Annotated in this window: 16 protein-coding genes; 15 read left to right on the top strand and 1 reads right to left on the bottom strand. The window is 37.4% G+C overall.

The window, feature by feature from the left end; translation table 11 throughout:
* The first annotated feature begins 237 nt into the window (after window positions 1–237).
* From IBX42_RS03545 to IBX42_RS03610, 14 genes are all read left to right on the top strand, one after another.
* A complete protein-coding gene (locus tag IBX42_RS03545; protein WP_294928898.1) occupies window positions 238–552 on the top strand; it encodes a hypothetical protein in 315 nt (104 codons plus the stop codon).
* On the top strand, window positions 549–854 hold the full coding sequence (locus IBX42_RS03550; RefSeq protein ID WP_294928900.1) for a DUF167 family protein: 306 nt from the start codon (window positions 549–551) through the stop codon (window positions 852–854). Before IBX42_RS03545 ends, IBX42_RS03550 begins: the two co-directional genes overlap by 4 nt.
* An 88-nt stretch (window positions 855–942) precedes the next feature.
* Window positions 943–1,722: a DUF2220 family protein gene (locus IBX42_RS03555; RefSeq protein WP_294928903.1), complete on the top strand. Its 780-nt coding sequence runs from the start codon at window positions 943–945 to the stop codon at window positions 1,720–1,722.
* Window positions 1,709–2,803: a hypothetical protein gene (locus IBX42_RS03560; RefSeq protein ID WP_294928905.1), complete on the top strand. Its 1,095-nt coding sequence runs from the start codon at window positions 1,709–1,711 to the stop codon at window positions 2,801–2,803. Before IBX42_RS03555 ends, IBX42_RS03560 begins: the two co-directional genes overlap by 14 nt.
* On the top strand, window positions 2,794–3,330 hold the full coding sequence (locus IBX42_RS03565; protein WP_294928908.1) for a hypothetical protein: 537 nt from the start codon (window positions 2,794–2,796) through the stop codon (window positions 3,328–3,330). The genes IBX42_RS03560 and IBX42_RS03565 overlap by 10 nt, the downstream gene beginning before the upstream one ends.
* Window positions 3,330–6,902 (top strand): ATP-binding protein, encoded by a 3,573-nt coding sequence (locus IBX42_RS03570; RefSeq protein WP_294928911.1) that lies wholly within the window; start codon window positions 3,330–3,332, stop codon window positions 6,900–6,902. Before IBX42_RS03565 ends, IBX42_RS03570 begins: the two co-directional genes overlap by 1 nt.
* A gap of 26 nt (window positions 6,903–6,928) precedes the next feature.
* Entirely contained in the window at window positions 6,929–8,188 is a 1,260-nt protein-coding gene (locus IBX42_RS03575; protein WP_294928913.1) for a M18 family aminopeptidase, read from the top strand.
* Window positions 8,188–9,171, top strand: a complete 984-nt coding sequence (locus IBX42_RS03580) for a HAMP domain-containing sensor histidine kinase (RefSeq protein ID WP_294928916.1) — start codon at window positions 8,188–8,190, stop codon at window positions 9,169–9,171. Before IBX42_RS03575 ends, IBX42_RS03580 begins: the two co-directional genes overlap by 1 nt.
* Window positions 9,172–9,224: 53 nt before the next feature.
* On the top strand, window positions 9,225–9,512 hold the full coding sequence (locus IBX42_RS03585) for a hypothetical protein (RefSeq protein ID WP_294928918.1): 288 nt from the start codon (window positions 9,225–9,227) through the stop codon (window positions 9,510–9,512).
* A 63-nt stretch (window positions 9,513–9,575) separates the two neighbouring features.
* Window positions 9,576–12,701, top strand: a complete 3,126-nt coding sequence (gene ccsA, locus IBX42_RS03590; protein ID WP_294928921.1) for a cytochrome c biogenesis protein CcsA — start codon at window positions 9,576–9,578, stop codon at window positions 12,699–12,701.
* A gap of 11 nt (window positions 12,702–12,712) precedes the next feature.
* Complete coding sequence (locus IBX42_RS03595; protein ID WP_294928923.1) at window positions 12,713–13,414, top strand: DUF2461 domain-containing protein; 702 nt, start codon at window positions 12,713–12,715, stop codon at window positions 13,412–13,414.
* Window positions 13,415–13,417: 3 nt separating this feature from the next.
* Complete coding sequence (gene hemH / locus IBX42_RS03600; protein ID WP_294928926.1) at window positions 13,418–14,368, top strand: ferrochelatase; 951 nt, start codon at window positions 13,418–13,420, stop codon at window positions 14,366–14,368.
* A 10-nt stretch (window positions 14,369–14,378) separates the two neighbouring features.
* Window positions 14,379–15,008 carry an HAD family hydrolase gene (locus tag IBX42_RS03605; RefSeq protein ID WP_294928929.1) on the top strand — a complete coding sequence of 210 codons (630 nt, stop codon included), beginning with the start codon at window positions 14,379–14,381 and terminating at the stop codon, window positions 15,006–15,008.
* A 43-nt stretch (window positions 15,009–15,051) separates the two neighbouring features.
* Window positions 15,052–16,311: a hypothetical protein gene (locus tag IBX42_RS03610; protein ID WP_294928932.1), complete on the top strand. Its 1,260-nt coding sequence runs from the start codon at window positions 15,052–15,054 to the stop codon at window positions 16,309–16,311.
* Here IBX42_RS03610 and IBX42_RS03615 read toward each other — a convergent pair.
* On the bottom strand, window positions 16,288–16,677 hold the full coding sequence (locus IBX42_RS03615) for a hypothetical protein (RefSeq protein ID WP_294928935.1): 390 nt from the start codon (window positions 16,675–16,677) through the stop codon (window positions 16,288–16,290). The genes IBX42_RS03610 and IBX42_RS03615 overlap by 24 nt on opposite strands.
* A 117-nt stretch (window positions 16,678–16,794) precedes the next feature.
* Here IBX42_RS03615 and IBX42_RS03620 point away from each other — a divergent pair.
* Window positions 16,795–18,211 (top strand): Ig-like domain-containing protein (locus IBX42_RS03620; protein WP_294928938.1); only part of this gene is annotated, 1,417 nt, incomplete at its 3' end.

Here is an 18,211-nt window from a genome sequence, read left to right on the forward strand (position 1 = left end):
ACTTACAGCTAGAAACTCGCATAACAGACTGAAAATGTTATGAGCCTAGCATTTCTTTAGGATCCCCAGAAGTCAACCCGCAACCCGAAGTCAACCACAGATACTACAGTATACCTGAATATAAATTTTTTGAGCATTGAGCAAGAAAATTCAATGTAGCTGAGAAGATAGGTCATTTCAAACTTTATAATCTTGATATAATTGTGTCATCAGGTACAAATATTTATAGGATTCAATATGAGACATAAAATCAAAGCAAAGGCGCAAGCAATAGCGCAAAATCCAAATACGAAAAAAGCGTTGCAGTCGATGAAACCACAGAAAAATCTATGGGGCATAGGCGGGGTTATTCTCTTTCTTATCGTTCCTGAGATTGTTGCTTACATGTGGGGTGCGGAGATTACAGCCTATGCAACAAATGAGCTTTTAACGGTTGACAGTTTTTTACAAGAGAAATACTATGAGCTTTTGGTAGTGCTTTTTGAAGAGGGCATGAGCTATCTCAATCTTGCCATCGGCATAGCACTTCTGGTTTGGTTGTTTTTGGGATGAGAGCAAGAGATTTGGCGCATCTGTTTTATGAGTGGGAGGGGGATGTTTTGGTTGTAAACATACTTGGAACTCCCGCTGCAAAGAGAGATGTTATAGGAAAAGTAAAAGGAAATCAGCTCAAAGTCAGCGTAAAAGCACAGCCACAAAAGGGAAGGGCAACGGACTACATGGTGGTTTTTTTGGCAAAAGAATTTGGCGTGAGCACGTCTGCTATCGAGGTAGTTTATGGAAGGGAGAGCATCCACAAACAGCTTCGCATAAAAGCGCCGAAAAAGTTGCCTGATAATATAGAATTTGAGTAGAATAGAAGATATTTTTGTATAATCAAAAAAAATAATTAAATTTCTATGAAAAACTGCAAGGACTCCATTTTAAAAGCGAGAAAAATAAATGAATAAAAAACTTTTAAGACAAGCGCTTCTTTTTGAGGGCAACACTCCTGTATATAGTAGTGTAAAAGAGTTGTGCGCATTGGCTTCAAACAATCAAAGTGAAAATGAAATCTATTTTTTACAAGCAAAGCGAGGAGAAAGAGCAGTTGTTAAAGATCAAGAGCTTTTTTTTAGGTTTTTGTCCCAAACGCAAGATGTAAGTATAAATAATTTTGAAGATATATATAATATTTTAAATGCAACATGTAGAAGTGAAAATATTAGATTTAGCGGAGATTCTAAATCAAATTTTGTTAGAGTCTTTGATAATGTAGTGGTTGTTAAAAAAAGAGCAGAGATAGCAAAACTTTATAAAAGTGATGATTTAAATGAGCTAGAGAACATAGATAATTTTTTGGCTATAGAAAATGGGGAAACTTTTTTAAATATTGAAAAATTTGCAGAGTATTTTGACGAGCAATATTTTGTATATTTGGCGGGGTATGCAAATACGCTTACGAGAGCTTTCTTGAAAACAAAAGAGGTAACTTTTTTTGTAGATTTTGACATTGAGGGGATGAATATTTATGAGAGTTTTACATGTAGGGCTAAAAAATTGCATATTCCTAAAAACATACAGAGTTATTTTTCAGATAAAAAATATAATAATATCGCATTGTATAAAAAACAAAGAGCAAGAATGAAAAGTAGCTATTCACAAGATGTCATGCCGATAATAAAACTTATAAAAGAATACAATACGGTAGTCGAACAAGAGATAATATATGAAACACATTGAACTCTTAAAACTGCTTCATGAAAACAGAGAGCTTATTGACAGGGCTTATAGACAGGAGTTTTTGCAAAATGTAGAACCTGAGCTTGTCGATTCTACTCTTTTTGTAAAAATCAGCGACAGATACAAACTCAATAAAAACTATTTAAACTTTGTGGATTCTGTTTTACAAAGAATCGATTACAGTATCATTTTTGGGGATTATGAAAAAGAGTATAAAGAGCTTGTAAAAAATAAAAAACGCTTTCAAGAGAGAGCGGATGCGTTTTACAAATCTGCCATTATGAAACTTATAGATGATTTGTACTTTAAGTTTTACAATCGTGACAGAGAGATACAGATACTTTTGCTGAGACTTGAAAATGACACCTCTTTAGATATAGATATTTTACTTGAAAATGCTGCTGATATTTTAGAAAAAATAGACGAGCTTATAGGTGCAAATCAAAAAATCGGTGCTTTTTTTAGGAAAGATTTGAGAGGTCTTGATAGTGAGATAGATACTCTTTTGCAAAATATCAGCGTCAATATTTTATACTACATTCAAAATATCAACACTTACATAAAAGAGATAAATCAGTTTATCATCCAAACGAAAAAGCGACGAATTCAAAATAAACAGATTATAAAACTCTCAAATATGATTTTAGATGAGGATGTTAATGCCTTGGATGAGTACCTGAGTCTGCACTATAAAAACCTCTACTTTAGTGTTGAGCGCAGTCAAAAAAACAGAATTCACAGTTTTGCCTCAGATGATGATATAGTGAAGATGAAAAAAGAGTTAAAGAGTCTGTTTTCAAATATCGTGTTAGAAAAACCTGTAAAAACTGCTCCAATAAAAATGCAGGCAAAAGAGAAATTGGAGATAGTAGATATACAAAAAATTCTCAAAGATTTACAAGCAAAAAAAAGTGATGATATATTTTTATTTATTAAGTCTCATGGAGAGTTAGAGAGATTTACGCAGAGCGAATTAATAAATGAGGCATTTAAAGTTTACTTGCAGATTACAACAAATAAACAGGTTATGTTTGGTAAGTGTTTTAATGAGTTTGGTATAAAGGTGGCGCAATGGCAATAGGTTTGGATGAGGTTTTTAAAGTTTTGAGCAAGGGTGTGATAATCTCTATAAATTCACAAAAGTATCTTGAGGTAGCAAAGTTTTTGATGATAGATGAAAATTTTGATGAGTTATATAAGATTTTAAATAAGTTAGGCTTTATCCTTAATGGTGAAAACGGCTATTTTTACATCTCAAAAAAAGAGACTATGCATGAGGGTGAGCTAAACAGCTTTTTAAACAATCATAAAAATACCCTGATTGCTATCGCGATTTTAAAACAACTTTTTCCTTACTTGGAGAGAGGCAGTGTGCTTAAACAGACAGATTTTATAGTGCATTATAAACAAAAAGAGGATCCCCGTTTGCAACAGAAATTTGAATATATTTTTAAGAGCAAAGATTTAAAAGATATAGTGGAAAAGTTTTTTGATTTGTTGGAGAAAAACTACATTTTAGAGAAAAAAGAGAGTGATTCTAAAGATGATTATCTCGTGCTTAGTTCCATAGAGTACTATACAAAAATTGTTCAAAGCGTGGCATCGTAATGATTAAAAAACTCATACTGATAAACTCTGCAAACTTTAATTTTTTAGACGTAAGTTTAGAAAAAGACCTTTTTTTCTTAGGTGATAACGGAAGCGGAAAAACAACCGTCATTAGAGCTATACATTATCTTTTCAGCGGCGATGTAAGAAACCTCGGCATTCCAAGTGACAAGGATGGTTTTAAAGAGTACTATTTTAAATTTTCCAACTCCTACATGATATATGTTTTTGAAGATTTTTTTATCTTCATGTATAAGAGCGGCGGTGAAATAGTCAAGATGTTTTCTAAGCAAAAATTTGACCTTGCAAAAGTGATGAATGACAAGCGTGAGCTTTACGAATTAGATGAGATTAACAAGTATATCAGGTCGCCAAATCTTAAAAAAAGAGTGACATCACTTGGCGAGTATAGAGAAATAATTTACGGCAACAATAAAAAATATTTAGATTTTAAATTTACCTTCATTAAAAATAACGAAATTTTTATAGGGCTTTTTAACGAGATATTTAATATTGACAAATCAATCATAGACTCAAGAAGTATAAAAAAAGCGATTCAAACTACACTTGATTATGAAAAAAAAGTTATAGACTTTGACCATGAAGAGTATCTTCAGGAGATATATAAGTTCAAATCTGAATATAGATTTTTTAAAGAGTTTGAGAAGCAGAAAAAAAATATTGATGAAGCTTTCGTACTCAAAGAGACTCTTCTCTCTTTGGAAGATGATATAAGTGAATTAAAAGAGTTTATAGTTTATAGAGTTGCACATGAGAGAGAAGAGTTAAGCACTTCGGCGGCACATGCACTTAAAATTGACATGGAGCTTGCCAAAACAAAAGAGTTGCATAAAAGAAGTTCGGCTATTTTAGACAGATGCCAGAAGAACTTTAGAGAACATCTTCATACTTTGGAGTTGGAAGTAAAATCTATCAAAGCTCTCAAAGAGAAGTTTTCACATGAGAGTGTTTTGGCAAACAGGGACAAAGCGGACAGACATGAAGAGGTACAAAGCAGACAGAGCGAACTCCAAGCGAGTTATATAAAACTCAAATCCGGTTTTGAGAGTGAACTTGACAACATTCAAAAAGAGATAGCAGAACTTCTTTATAAAAGAGATAAAGAGCTTCCGCGAGAGCTACAGAGCAAAAAGTTTAACCAGACGCAACTGTTCAAAAATGAACTGGGCGAGAAGATACAAAAAAAAGAGTTAGAGTTTTCTACCAGACAAAATGTTGCACTTTTGAGTGAGAGTGACATAAGAGAGGAGATAACGCAGTTTGAATCAGAGATAAAGAGTAAAAAATCAGTTTTAAACAGTGCCTCAGACGAGCATAAAGCTTTTGTAAAAAAACTCCAAGAGTCTCATGAAAAAGAGGAAGATAAAAATAGAGCAGAGATAAAGCTTAAGCGCGAATTGATAGATACTAAAAAAAGAGAGATTAAAAATTTTAAACTTGATTTAGAAGATTTACAGCGATTACATGTAAGAGAAGTAGATGAAAATAAAAGCAGTTATGAAAATGAACTTAGCAGGCACACAAAAGAGATACAAAAATATCACGGTATGATAGTCTCAAAGCCAAACTCATTTAAAGAGTATCTACATGAAGAGGTTGATGGCTGGGAAAGTGAACTTTATCCATTACTTGATGATGCCTTGCTTGATATGAGCATAGAAGAGTTAAAGCCGAAATTACACCCTCAAAACAGGCTTTTTGCAATAGAGCTAGATAAAAAGAGTCTTAAGTCTATGCTCACAAAAGATGAAGCAGAGAGAAAAGTAGAGGAGTTAACCCTTCAAAAAGAGAATCTACAGAGCAGCTATAGAGAGTCACAAGAGAGGCTTGAAGCAAAATATAAAAAGATTAGAGAATCCATAGAAGCCAAAGAGGAGTTTGCCGCTAAAGATATAGAACTTTTGGCGGGTGAAATAGAGGCACTAGAAGAGAATATCAGGCTTCTTGGCGAAGGGCTCACTTTAAAAATACAAGAGGCTCACGACACTTATAAGATAAAAGAGAAGCAGTTTAATTTAGATATGCAAAATTTGCTTCAAGAGATTAGATACAACATACAAGAGATAGAGAGAATTCATAAAGAGATTAGAGTTGATAGAAGCAGGGTAAATGATGCCTTGCAAGATTTAAAAGACGAGTATTTTGAGGATGTAAAACGAGAAACCCAAAAACTCGAAATATGGCTTCAAAATGAACAAAAGAGGATAGATACATTTGTAAAAATAAAAGAGGAACAAAAGTACAAGATAACCAAAGATGAGAGAGTAAAAGAGCTTGAAGCGAGTCTCTCAGAGATAGACAAAGAGTTATCTGAATGTTTACTCTCTAAAGAGTTTTTGGCAGAGTATGAGAAAAGAAAAGATGAAATAATCACACTTGCACAAAAAGAGAGTGACTTAGAAAATATAAAACTCAAACATGAAGAGTTTAAAAAACGACTTGAGATAAAGATAGAGAACTATGAGTATAAAAAAGATGAGCTGATTGAAGCAAAAAAAGCTCATGCAAACAAAGACAAGAAACTCAAAAAAGGGTTAAGTGATTTTGAACTTTTGGAAGATATATTTGAACTTATAACTCCAAAAGAGAGCGGCGAATTTTTGTACATGTTAGTAGAGCGCTACAATGCACATTTACTTGAGTATAAAAGTAAAAAGGTTGACCTGAAAACCAAACTTGACAAGATAAATGTGCTTAAAAATTCTCAAAATGAAATAGAGATTAATTTTAAATTTGAGGAGTACGACAGCGTTCTTTTTATCTCCTCTACACCAAACACAATTGTGAAAATTGATGATGTTGTAGAGTTTAAAAACAAAAAGTTAGAGATGGTAAAACAAAACGGACACAAAAAATTTATAAACTTTGTAAACAACTTGCTTCCTCAAAAAATGTCTATTTTTAACGATAGTGAAGACAGATTCTTCTCTCAAGTCGCAAAGATAAATAAGAACCTCTCGGAGATAGATTTTGGCGTGATTAAAAACATCAAAATTGATACACAGGCGGGTAATAAAAAAAGTATAGCCAAACTTTTAAATGAGTTACATGTCAATGTTTCAAACCTCGGTTCACTGCTTAATGAGGGTTCGCTCTTTTACGATAAAGATGAAGTTTTGGTAGAGCTGGGTCGCTTGGAGATGAAGTTTAAAGAGATAAAACAAGAACTCAAAGGAAACTCGATTTCGCTTCAAGACACTATAGATTTGAGTTTGTCTTTTAATGAAAACGGCAAACAGATTTCGCAAGTTTCACAACTCAAAAATGAGAGCTCAACGGGTGGAAGTATGCTGCTTAAAATCGCTATTGCGGTAGCTATTTTAAAACTGTTTATAAAAGATGATGAAACCCCATTTTTTCTAATTGTTGATGAGGTATCGCGTCTTCATAGTGATAATCAGGAAAAGCTAAGAGCGTTCGCAAACTTTAAAGGTTTCGGTATCATATTTGTAACACCGGAGCCAACATATTCAAAACCGGAAGCGATAAAATACTACAGATTTAGAAAAAATGCAGATGATGAGTTTGAAGCGATTGAACTCAATGTGTGAAAAATTAATACAAAGGTAATTAAATAATGATAAAACAAGATTTCAATGAAGGTTTGCTGGGTTTTTTGGATGCTTCGCCTACGCCGTTTCATGCAACTATAAATATGGCTGGAATGTTTGAAAACGCCGGTTTTATAAAGCTAAACGAGATTGAGAAGTGGTCATTGGAGAAGGGGAAGAAGTACTACGTCACACGCAACGACTCATCTATCATAGCTTTTACATATTCCGGCTCTAAAAACTACGTTATGGTCGGTGCGCATACTGACTCTCCCAACCTAAAACTAAAGCCAAATCCGGTTATAAAAGAGCACGGAGTCGTAAAGTTTGGAGTTGAGCCTTACGGCGGAGTTCTCTTAAACACTTGGTTTGACAGGGATCTCTCTTTGGCGGGGCGAGTGACCTATCTTGACTCAAATAACGTCATTAAAGATGCGCTTATTGATGCCAAAAAAGCTATCGCAATCATTCCATCTCTTGCCATCCACCTCGATAGAGAGGTAAACGAGAAAAAAAGCGTCAATGCACAAACGGATATTACGCCGATACTCTCTACATCTGAGGAGTTTAGTTTTGAGCTCTTTTTAAAAGAGCAGCTAAAGTCAAGCGGTGTGGATGATGTAAAAGAGCTTTATGCAAACGAGCTTAGTTTTTACGACACGCAAAAAGCCTCTTTTGTGGGGTTACATGACGAGTTTATCGCAAGTGCGAGAGTTGACAACCTGCTTAGCTGTTATGTCGGGATGCTTTGTGTTTGCAGCGTTGGCGAAGATAAACCGATGCTCTTTATTGCAAGTGATCATGAAGAGGTTGGAAGCGAGAGTACGTCGGGGGCAGGGGGCTCGTTTTTGGAGAGCACGCTCAAGCGTATGTTTGGAGATTTTGAAGAGTATACGCAGATGATGCGCTCGTCTATGCTTATAAGTGCGGACAATGCGCATGCAATCCATCCAAACTTCCCAAGCAAACATGACTCAAACCATGCACCGCTTATAAACAAAGGGAGTGTCGTCAAAGTCAATGCAAATCAGCGTTACGCCTCCAACTCAAAGACGATTTCAAGATTTATGAATGTTGCATCCTCCATCGGCGAGCCGATTCAGAACTTTGTAACAAGAAGCGATATGGGGTGCGGCTCAACCATCGGTCCTATAACAGCCTCAAGACTCGGCATTGAGACTCTCGACGTTGGGCTTCCGACATTTGCGATGCACTCTATCAGAGAGCTTTGCGGAAGCGATGATGCATATAGTCTTTATAAAATCGTTTTGGGATTTAACGACTGATGTCAGGCATAACACCCGATGAGCTAAGCCTTCTTATAGAGCAGACCTATAAGGTAGAGAAGGAGTTTAACGAGCTAAAAGCCTCTTATGCGCATCTGCAAGATACCGTTGAGGAAGTTGTTGAGTTTTTGCCAAACGCCATCTGGATACTACAAAAAGACGGTAGCGTTTTTCTGCAAAACTCTCAGGCAAAATCACTTGGCGAACTCTTTGAACTTTTGGAGCTTAAAAATGATGACTATGAGGTGCAGTTTAGCTCAAAATCCTACCTTATTAAAAGCTCTTCATACAAAGAGAAATTACTTCTTAGCGCGACCGATATAACCGAGCAGAAGAGAAAAGAGAATCTCGCAACCATGGGGCAGATGGCGGCACATCTCTCTCATGAGATAAGAAATCCCATAGGCTCCATCTCGCTTTTGAGCTCCACGCTAAAAAAGAGGGTGCTTCCGGAGAATGTGCCAATTGTCGAGGAGATTCAAAAGTCGGTATGCAGGATTGAGAGGATTGTAAAAGCAACGCTTATGTTTAGTAAAGGTGTGCATGCAAACAAAGCGCCATTTATGTGGAGTGAACTTCAAGATGCCCTAGATATGGCTGTTGGGTACTACGGTTATACAAAAGATATAACATTTGTATTTCCGGAGCAGAAATTTATACTAAATGCCGACAAAGATCTTCTTGAGATGCTCTTTTCAAATTTTTTAACCAATGCCATCGATGCAATAGAGCTTGATGATAATGAGTGCGGAAGCGTTGAGATTGTTTATGAATGTGATGATAAATTTCATAAATTTTACGTTTATGACAGCGGTGTGATGATTGAAAATACCAAAGAGCTTTTTGAGGCATTTAAGAGTACAAAAGTCAAAGGAAACGGCTTGGGGCTTGTTCTCTCAAGACAGATTGCCGAGGCTCACGGGGGAAGTGTTGAGCTGCTTGAGGGCAAAAGAAAGGGTTTTGAGATAAAACTTGCGCTATGACAATTTTTTTTGAATTATAAGATGTTAGAATAAACGAAAAAAAAGGGGTAAATGTGAAAAAAGAGTTGATCGAGGTTCCAAGAGCTACACTGGATTTTTATAAATATGAAGAGGATGGCTTGACATACTATGAGTACGATGCAACAGGTTGTCAGCCGCCTGAGCCTATGGTAAACACAATGGTTGGTCTCTCTCTTCTTAAGAGCAAAAATGATAGACTAGTCGGAATATTTTTTCACGAGCCGTTTCCTCTATATGACAGGATTCCTCTCACAATATCACACGAAGCTGCGCAGCTTGAGAGCGGTGACTTTAGAATAACTTTTAAACTCGAAGAATAAGCCAATTAGTTAAACTTTGTTATCTAAATTTAACTAGAATATCCTTTTTAAATAAGGATACATATGAAACAAATTCTATCGCTAATTAGCTCTATGAAAACGATGGCTCTCTTGATGCTAATCTTTGCAGCAGCCATCGGTTATGCTACATTCATAGAGAACGACTACGGCACAATTACCGCAAAAGCTGATGTTTACAACGCTTTGTGGTTTGAAGCTTTAATGGCTCTGCTAGCCATCAACCTGAGTATCAATATAGTTAAAAACAAAATGTTCAGCGTTAAAAAAGCTCCTATTTTTATCTTCCATATCTCATTTCTTATCATACTTCTTGGCGCGGCAATAACCCGTTTTATAGGCTTTGAGGGAACTATGCACATTCGTGAGGGTGAAACGGCAAATACTATGATTAGTATGGATACCTACTTCATTGTCAGCGCTAAAGTAGATGAGAAAAAAGTTGAGAGCCAAAAGAGCGTATACCTATCAAAAAGAACAAGCAACTCGCTATCAACATCTCTAAACATCGACGGCAAGGATGTAAATGTAAAATTGGCAGAGTATATTCCTGATGTTGTAGAGAGCTATGTTGAGGGCAAAGAGGGCGGCTTTGAGATGATTGATATGATGGTCACCGGCGAGCAGGGAAGCGAGCCTGTAAAACTTCGCAGAGGCGAATACTATGAAAATGAAAACATAGCGATAGATTTTGACTCTAAAAAGATGTTTTTAAAACCTACCATCTCCGTATATAGTGAAAATGACGAACTATTTATGAAGCATGACTTTACTCTGAAATTTATGAAGATGGACGGCGGCTTGGATGGCGAGATTACTCCAAGCGAAAAAAGTACTCTTGAGCTAAGAACACTTTTTGGTGCTAATGGAAGTAACTTTGTCATTAGAAACTTTTACAAGCATGCAAGTACTAAACTTGTCTCAAATCCCAACGCATCTTCTATGTCACCGGGGATGGATGCGCTTATATTTGATGTAAATGTAGCGGGTGTATCTGAGGCTGTTACAATCTTTGGTCAGGCAGGTAGACGTGCAAAAGAGCATCATAATGTAATCAACGGCGTAGATGTACACATAGCATACGGCTCGAAAATAATTGAACTCCCTTTTGGCGTCAAGCTTTTGGATTTTCAGTTAGACAGATATCCCGGTTCAATGTCTCCTGCCTCTTATGCAAGCGAGGTGGAACTGATAGACGAAGAACAAAACATACATATGCCTTACAGGATCTACATGAACAATATTTTAGAGCATCGAGGGTATAGATTTTTCCAATCTTCATACGATCAAGATGAGCAGGGAACTGTTTTGTCGGTAAATAACGACCCTGGAACCCTCCCCTCGTATATAGGATATTTTCTCTTAGGATTGGGTATGTTTTGGTCTCTCTTCTCAAGAGAAAATAGATTTGCACAACTATCAAAAAGAGCAAAAAAAGCAAGCGAGCAGAAAGCTCTTGGAATTTTACTCTCACTCGGAGTGCTCTTTAGCGTTGCACCGACATACGCAGAGGAGGTGGACCCCGTTATAAAAACAGTACTCTCCTTTGACAAAGAGCATGCCAAAAAATTTGGTGAGCTTATCGTACAAGACAGTGCAGGAAGAATGAAGCCGCTGGACACCCTCTCAAATGAGATACTGGCAAAGATTTACAGAGACTCGTCTCTTAAAGTAGGAAAAGAGACTCTAAGCGCAAATCAGGTTATTTTGGGAATGATGTCAAAACCTGAAGCCTATAAAGAGCTTAAAATCATTAGAACAAAAAACGAAGAGATAAATAGAATAATAGGAGTAAAACTAGATGCTACATATGCATCTTTTACGCAGTTTTTTGCAGATCCACAAAATTTAGGCAGCTATAAATTGGTTGAGTATGTTGATGCTGCAGCTAGAAAAGAGCCAAAAAGCAGAGACCTTTTTGATAAAGCGGTTTTAGAGGTAGATGAGAGAGTAAACATCTCTTTTTCCGTTTATACTGGCGATCTTATGAAAATTTGGCCAAAACCAAATGAGATAAACAACAAATGGTTTCCAAGCATAGAGGCACTTCAAACTTTTCCGCAGGACCATGCCGTTAAAATAAGAGAGATAGCATTTAATTATTTTGTCTCACTGGACAAAGGCGTTACTACAGGAGATTGGAGCGATGCAAACAGTGCAATAGAGAAAATATCTAAGTATCAGAAATTTTACGGAGTCTCTGTTATGCCTTCTGAGGGCAGAATAAAAGCTGAAATGTTTTACAACTATACAAATATTTTTGAGAGACTCTATCCTCTTTATTTTGTCATCGGTTTTATGCTCTTGATAGCAAGTTTCATAAAAATACTAAAACCGGCACTTAATATTAGAGTGCTTGAGAAGAGCTCATTGTTGATTTTAACGCTTTTCTTTCTTGCTCATACATTCGGGCTTGGACTTAGATGGTATGTTTCAGGACATGCGCCGTGGTCCGATGGTTATGAGTCCATGATATACATTAGCTGGGCAACCATTTTAGCTGGTCTTTTCTTCTCTAAACGCTCATCCATGACGATGGCTTCAACTGCCGTGCTGACAGGCTTGATTCTCTTTGTGGCGCATCTAAACTGGATGAATCCGCAGGTTACAAACTTGGTGCCTGTTCTTAACTCATACTGGCTTAGCATACATGTTGCGGTTATCACTGCTAGTTACGGTTTCTTGGGACTTGGTGCGCTTTTAGGTTTTATTGTAATTTTGCTCTTTGTGTTTAAAACAAAAAAGAATGAAAAACATATATCACTCTCAATTAAAGAGCTTAACTCCATAAACGAGATGAGTCTTATGATTGGTCTTGCATTTTTAACGCTTGGAAACTTTATAGGCGGTGTTTGGGCAAATGAGAGCTGGGGACGCTACTGGGGCTGGGATCCGAAAGAGACATGGGCGCTTGTGACGATTTTAGTCTATGCAGTCGTTGTTCACCTTAGATTTATAAAGTCAATCTACAGCGAATTTAACTTTAGTGTTATCTCCTTGTTGTCGTACACGTCGGTCATCATGACATACTTCGGAGTGAACTACTATCTTGCAGGAATGCACTCATACGCAAAGGGCGACCCTGTTCCTATCCCTGATTTTGTGCCTGTGACATATGCGATTCTCTTTATCGTTATTGCCATTGCGTTTAGAAATAGAAAGCTGGCTTAAGAGACGTTGCTATGGAGTTTACAGGCTTTAGTAAAAAAGCGCTTCCTTTTTTAGAAGCCATCCGCAAAAATAATAATAAAGAGTGGTTTGAAGCGCATAAAAGCGAGTATGAAGAGTGTCTTTTAAACCCTTCACGCGCTTTTGTGCAAGAGATGGGCGAGCATCTTATGGCGCTTGAGCCGACAATAGATTTTGAACCCAAAATCAACAAATCGCTCTTTAGAATCTACAGAGATACCCGCAGGATGGGAGCAAACAAAGCACCTCTGAAATCAAGAATCGGTATTATTTTTACACAGGGCAATAGCGGAAGCAGGCTTCAAAAATCCTCCTTTTACCTCCACTTCTCTCCTGATGAGCTTTTTGTATCCGTAGGTGTGAGATGGTTTGAAAAACCCATGCTTGATACCTACAGAGAGTACATAGGAGATGAGAGTCGAAGAGTTTCTCTCGATAAACTTTTAAAAACTCTTGAGGCAAAAGGTTATAAGACAGTAGAAAAAGGATACAAAAGATATCCACGAGGTTTTAGCCCTGAGATGCCGAGTGTGGATTTGAGCCTTTATAAAGGGATGGCAACTTATAAGATTTTAGAACCAAAGCTTATAGAAGATGGCGATAAACTAATAGATACGCTCTATAAAATATATGAAGAGATGCTACCATTACAAAGAGTTGTTTATGAGATAAGTTTACGAGTAAAAGAGGATTAGGTTATGAAAAAAGAAGCAATAGTTTTACTCAACATGGGCGGACCAAACAACCTTGAAGAGGTTGAAGTTTTTTTAACAAATATGTTCAACGATAAAAATATAATTACCGTAAAGAGTTCACTGCTTAGAGCCTTTATAGCAAAGATGATAACATTTACGCGAACTGAGAAATCTCAAGATATTTACAGACAGATAGGCGGTAAATCGCCTATTGTCGGACATACAAAAAAGTTGGTTGAGAAGCTTCAGTCGCGTGTCGGGGATGAAGTGATAGTTGATTTTGCAATGCGCTACACTCCACCTTTTGCTTCAGAGGTAATTGAGAGACTAAACAAAGAGAATCTTGAAAAAATCTACCTCATTCCACTCTATCCGCAGTTCTCCACGACCACCACAAAGTCATCTTTGGAGGATTTTGAAGAGCAGTACCACCTAAATGGCGGCGATGCTGTTTTAGTGGAGATTAAGCACTTCTTTCAAAACCAAAACTACAACAGAGCAGTACTTCAAAGAATTGGGGAGCGCATAAGTGCGGATGAGTGTAGTGATTTTGATATTATTTTTTCAGCGCATGGACTTCCTGTAAAGATTATTGAGCGCGGCGATGTTTATGAGCGCCATATAAACAAACATGTCGCCATCTTAACAAATATGCTCAAAGAGGCTGGGATGAATTTTCATGCGGTACATCTGGCATACCAGTCAAAAGTGGGACCGATGGAGTGGCTCAAACCCTCGCTTGAAGATAAACTAAAAGAGGTAAAGAGCAAAGGTGTTGTGATTTTTCCTATAGCTTTTACTATCGACAATTCGGAGACCGATTTTGAACTAGAGATGGAGTATAGAGAAGTTGCATTGGAGCTTGGTTTTAAAGATTATAGAGTCTGTGAGTGTCCAAATGATAGTGACTTTTTTGTTGATACTCTTGTTGAGCTATATGAGAAGATGAGATAGAAAAATAGAGATGAAAATCGTTATCTTTGATATGGACGGCACGCTGCTTGATTCCAAAAAAGATATTACCGTGTCCGTCAATTACGTAAGAGAGATGCATCACAATCTGCCTCCCCTGAGCGAGGAATATATAGTTGAAGTTATCAACATGGAGGTGCGAAACCTCTCCATGCTTTTTTATGAGACAGAGGTTTATTATCCAAAAGATAGAGAGTTATTTGAGGCTCACTACGAGCAGGAGTGTGTAAAAAATGTCTATCTCTATGATGGCGTAGAAGAGTTGCTTCAAAAACTCGTAGCAGCAAACGTAAAAATATCGGTCGCTACAAATGCTCCAACGCAGTTTGCCCTGAGGATGTTAGAGCATCTAAAGGTAAAACCTCTATTTGATGTAATCATAGGAGCGGACAGAGTTTCTGCTTCAAAGCCAAGCCCTGAAATGCTTCACTATATATTGAACCATTATGCATATGACGCCAAAAATCATAAGGCATGGATGGTCGGAGACAACACTAAAGATATTTTAAGTGCAATGAGTGCAGGGATAGAGTCTATCTTTGCAACATGGGGTTTTAGCCCTAAAAGTGATGCTCATTTGATTGTGAAAAAACCTGCCGAGGTATTAGATATAGTTTTATAAAACTTTATGCTAGAATAGTTTTAAACTATTTTAAGGACGAAAAGTGTTTGATAGTGACTTACTTATTGCCTTCGCATTAATGGCTCTGCTTTTCCTTAGACAGATATCAATTTTAAAACAGCCAAACAAGATAAACTATGCACCTCTTATGCTCGGCATCGGCGCAATAAGCGCTGTTGTTCACTTTATTTTATATCCAGATAGCGTAGAGACAAGCATGGCTCTAAAAGAGAGTTTCTTCCCCATCTTGGTCTCGCTTATATTGTACATAATCATGAATATTTTGCACCAGACGCAACAAAGAGAAGAGGAAAAAACGCAGCATGAATTTACAAAAGCGCTGACTGAACAGCTCTATGAGCTTAAAGAGTTTACGCTCAAGCTAGAGAAAAAGATGATTTTAAACCAAAATCAAGACAAACAGATGCAAGAGGAGAACAGAGAGAGATTTAAGCATGATATAAAAGCTCTTGACTCTATACTGATAAATCAGAACAGGTTTATAGAGAAGTTTGAAGAGCTGCGCGGCTGGCATGAAGATGTAAAAGGCTCTTTTGAAAATTTTACCGATGTTCAGATTCCTTCGCTTGACAATATAGTACATAAACATATAGATATTCTCAGGGTTGCCGAACAGGACCACTTTAACAAGGTAAGGACAACTCTTGCCAAAGCTATTGAGAGCAGAAGCGACATTATTGATGAGATAGAAGAGCTCAAAGAGAATCTGCAGCAGATGAGCAACCTCTCAAAAAGTATTGCAAAAGCGATTGTAAAAGAGACTATTGGAGAGCTCTCAAGCATTGCAAAATCTTTTGAAAAAGAGGTGCTCTCTTTGCGTTCACATACCGAGGGAGTAAACACTTCCCTCTATGAGAGCGAAAACAGGCTCGGCGGCATAAAAGAGCAGAGCGAGATTATTATGAAGCAGATGATTCTCTCTTCAAACAAGATGAGTGAGCTTAAAGATCAGAACAGTTCTTTGCATGACATCTACTCTACGATGAGAGATCTTATGAAAGATATCGAAGTGATCAAATCAGAGTATGTAAAATCGCAATCACAGCTTAGCATGATAATCAAAGAGTTTAAAGAGATAAAAGAGAGCGAGATAGATAGCACAAAAGAGCTGGTAGCATCTCTTGGCAACAAGCTCAGTGCTAAAATAGAGAGCTCTTTGGAGAAGCTGCATAAAGAGCACTCTTTGGCAAATGAAGATATCTCTCAAAGCGTGAAATTTCTCTCCAAACAGGCTCAACTAAAAAGCGGGTACGCTATGTCAGAGAGCAAAGAGAATAAGTAGAGGGTACGCAAACATCCCAATATATGGCAAGAAGTCGTTTATAGGTGCGAGAAGAATAAGACTTAGTTCCTGTGAGAGCTCTTTTTTTGTATAGATCTGCTCTATAAGAAGAATTTTGGTTGCGACATCTAGAGTCTTTAAAAACAGCAGGATTACCGCGTACATATTTAGGTCTGTGATCATAGCGAACCCGATGCTGAAATAAAATGTCGGGTGCATAATCAAAAAGAGAAATATGCTCTTTGCGTAGTATCTGTGCATCTTTATAATCATGCCCATAATAGTCGGTGCCTTCTGCCATGAGACTTCAAAAAACTCCAACAAAATAAACAAAAGCATATAGTTTAAAATTAAATCATCAATCATTCTTGAATTTTACTATAAATATTTTAAAGATTCAGACTTTTGGTTCATACCAAAGTACTATTTACTTGTAAAACTCTATATGTTAGCATTGTAAAATAATTAATACGGAGGTGTGAGATGGCTAGTGGAAAAGTGATAGGACAGATAGAGGTAACAAAAGGCAGTATTAAAATTGTTGGTGTTGACGGTGTTGTTCGCGAACCTGGATTTGAAGGGTTTTTGTATGAAAATGAGCAGGTTATAAGCAATGACCCCGACGCTCTGTTTCAAATCAAGTTTTTGGCACTTCCTGAGGCATCTGCGTATGATGGTGCATTTAGAATCCTAGCAGACGGTTCTGTAATCCATGGCAGAGATGCAACGGACAGTGTAGCCAGCGATGAGAATTTAGTTGATATTTTAGAGACTGCAGCGGGTGAAGAGGCAGCGGAAGGCAGTTCTTCATTTACTCCTACAAATATTGTGGCTGAATCAAGCGTGCTTGGCTTTAACAGAGGAGCAAACAGTGAGCTTGGATTTGGCATAACTGATTTTGGCGGTGAAAACGTCGTTTATGACCTTGCCCAAGAGGAGGGGGAAGCAGCTGTTGTAATGCCTCCTGTAATAACATCTCCAAATGTCGTCATATATGATGAAAACGACACTGTTCCGGTTATTCAGATAACAGCGACGGCTGAGAGCGATGTAATTTACAGCATTAGCGGACTGGACAGTGACTTCTTCAATATTGACTCCGCAACCGGTCTTGTCACTTTTAAAGAGTCTCCGGACTTTGAAAATCCAAAAGATTTGGGTGGAAATAATGAGTATAACACCTACGTAACAGTAACTGATGCATTTGGCAATTACACTACACAGCTTTTGTCCGTTCCTATCAACAATGTCAATGAGCCTGTAACGGCTGTAGATGATACCGTGAACGCCGTTGAAGATACTGTTCTTTATTCCACAGTTGATTTGGATGCAAATGACTATGATATCGACGGTGATGATTTAACCGTTGAGGCAGGCACGTTTGCAACAGCTCAAGGCGGTGAAATAGTTATTGCCGAGAATGGAAGCTATACATATACGCCTCCAACCAACTTTAACGGAACAGACAGTGTAAATTATACTGTGACAGATGGCGAATTTTCTGATGTAGGTACGTTAACGATTAATGTGGAAGCTGTAAACGATGCACCCACAATTACAGTTACTTCAACAAACGACTTCACTGAAGATGACCCTGCAAATGAAGTAGGCTCAGTAGTTGCAACTTATACGACGGACGACGAAGATGGAGATACGGTAAGCGTAATTCTAAGCGATACAATCAACTATGCACTTGGAACAGGCGATGATGCAGGTAAAGTTCTCTTAACTCAAGCAGGACTTGGCTTAGTAAATGCAGGAACAGATTTACCAGCATTTACACTTACTCCAAACGATGGAACAGTTGATGGCACCCCTGCAGATGTTGACCCATCAGTAATTCTCGTAAACGATGCACCCACAATTACAGTTACTTCAACAAACGACTTCACTGAAGATG

The sequence above is a fragment of the Sulfurimonas sp. genome (genome assembly GCF_014859695.1).
In the GTDB taxonomy this organism is placed as follows: Bacteria; Campylobacterota; Campylobacteria; order Campylobacterales; family Sulfurimonadaceae; genus Sulfurimonas.

Excerpts from the sequence above, each read along its gene's own strand:
- IBX42_RS03595 (WP_294928923.1), top strand. The coding sequence starts at position 12,713 with ATGGAGTTTACAGGCTTTAGTAAAAAAGCGCTTCCTTTTTTAGAAGCC.
- IBX42_RS03555 (WP_294928903.1), top strand. The coding sequence starts at position 943 with ATGAATAAAAAACTTTTAAGACAAGCGCTTCTTTTTGAGGGCAACACT.
- IBX42_RS03575 (WP_294928913.1), top strand. The coding sequence starts at position 6,929 with ATGATAAAACAAGATTTCAATGAAGGTTTGCTGGGTTTTTTGGATGCT.
- IBX42_RS03560 (WP_294928905.1), top strand. The coding sequence starts at position 1,709 with ATGAAACACATTGAACTCTTAAAACTGCTTCATGAAAACAGAGAGCTT.
- IBX42_RS03580 (WP_294928916.1), top strand. The coding sequence starts at position 8,188 with ATGTCAGGCATAACACCCGATGAGCTAAGCCTTCTTATAGAGCAGACC.
- IBX42_RS03570 (WP_294928911.1), top strand. The coding sequence starts at position 3,330 with ATGATTAAAAAACTCATACTGATAAACTCTGCAAACTTTAATTTTTTA.
- IBX42_RS03545 (WP_294928898.1), top strand. The coding sequence starts at position 238 with ATGAGACATAAAATCAAAGCAAAGGCGCAAGCAATAGCGCAAAATCCA.
- ccsA (WP_294928921.1), top strand. The coding sequence starts at position 9,576 with ATGAAACAAATTCTATCGCTAATTAGCTCTATGAAAACGATGGCTCTC.
- IBX42_RS03605 (WP_294928929.1), top strand. The coding sequence starts at position 14,379 with ATGAAAATCGTTATCTTTGATATGGACGGCACGCTGCTTGATTCCAAA.
- hemH (WP_294928926.1), top strand. The coding sequence starts at position 13,418 with ATGAAAAAAGAAGCAATAGTTTTACTCAACATGGGCGGACCAAACAAC.
- IBX42_RS03550 (WP_294928900.1), top strand. The coding sequence starts at position 549 with ATGAGAGCAAGAGATTTGGCGCATCTGTTTTATGAGTGGGAGGGGGAT.
- IBX42_RS03615 (WP_294928935.1), bottom strand. The coding sequence starts at position 16,677 with ATGATTGATGATTTAATTTTAAACTATATGCTTTTGTTTATTTTGTTG.
- IBX42_RS03565 (WP_294928908.1), top strand. The coding sequence starts at position 2,794 with ATGGCAATAGGTTTGGATGAGGTTTTTAAAGTTTTGAGCAAGGGTGTG.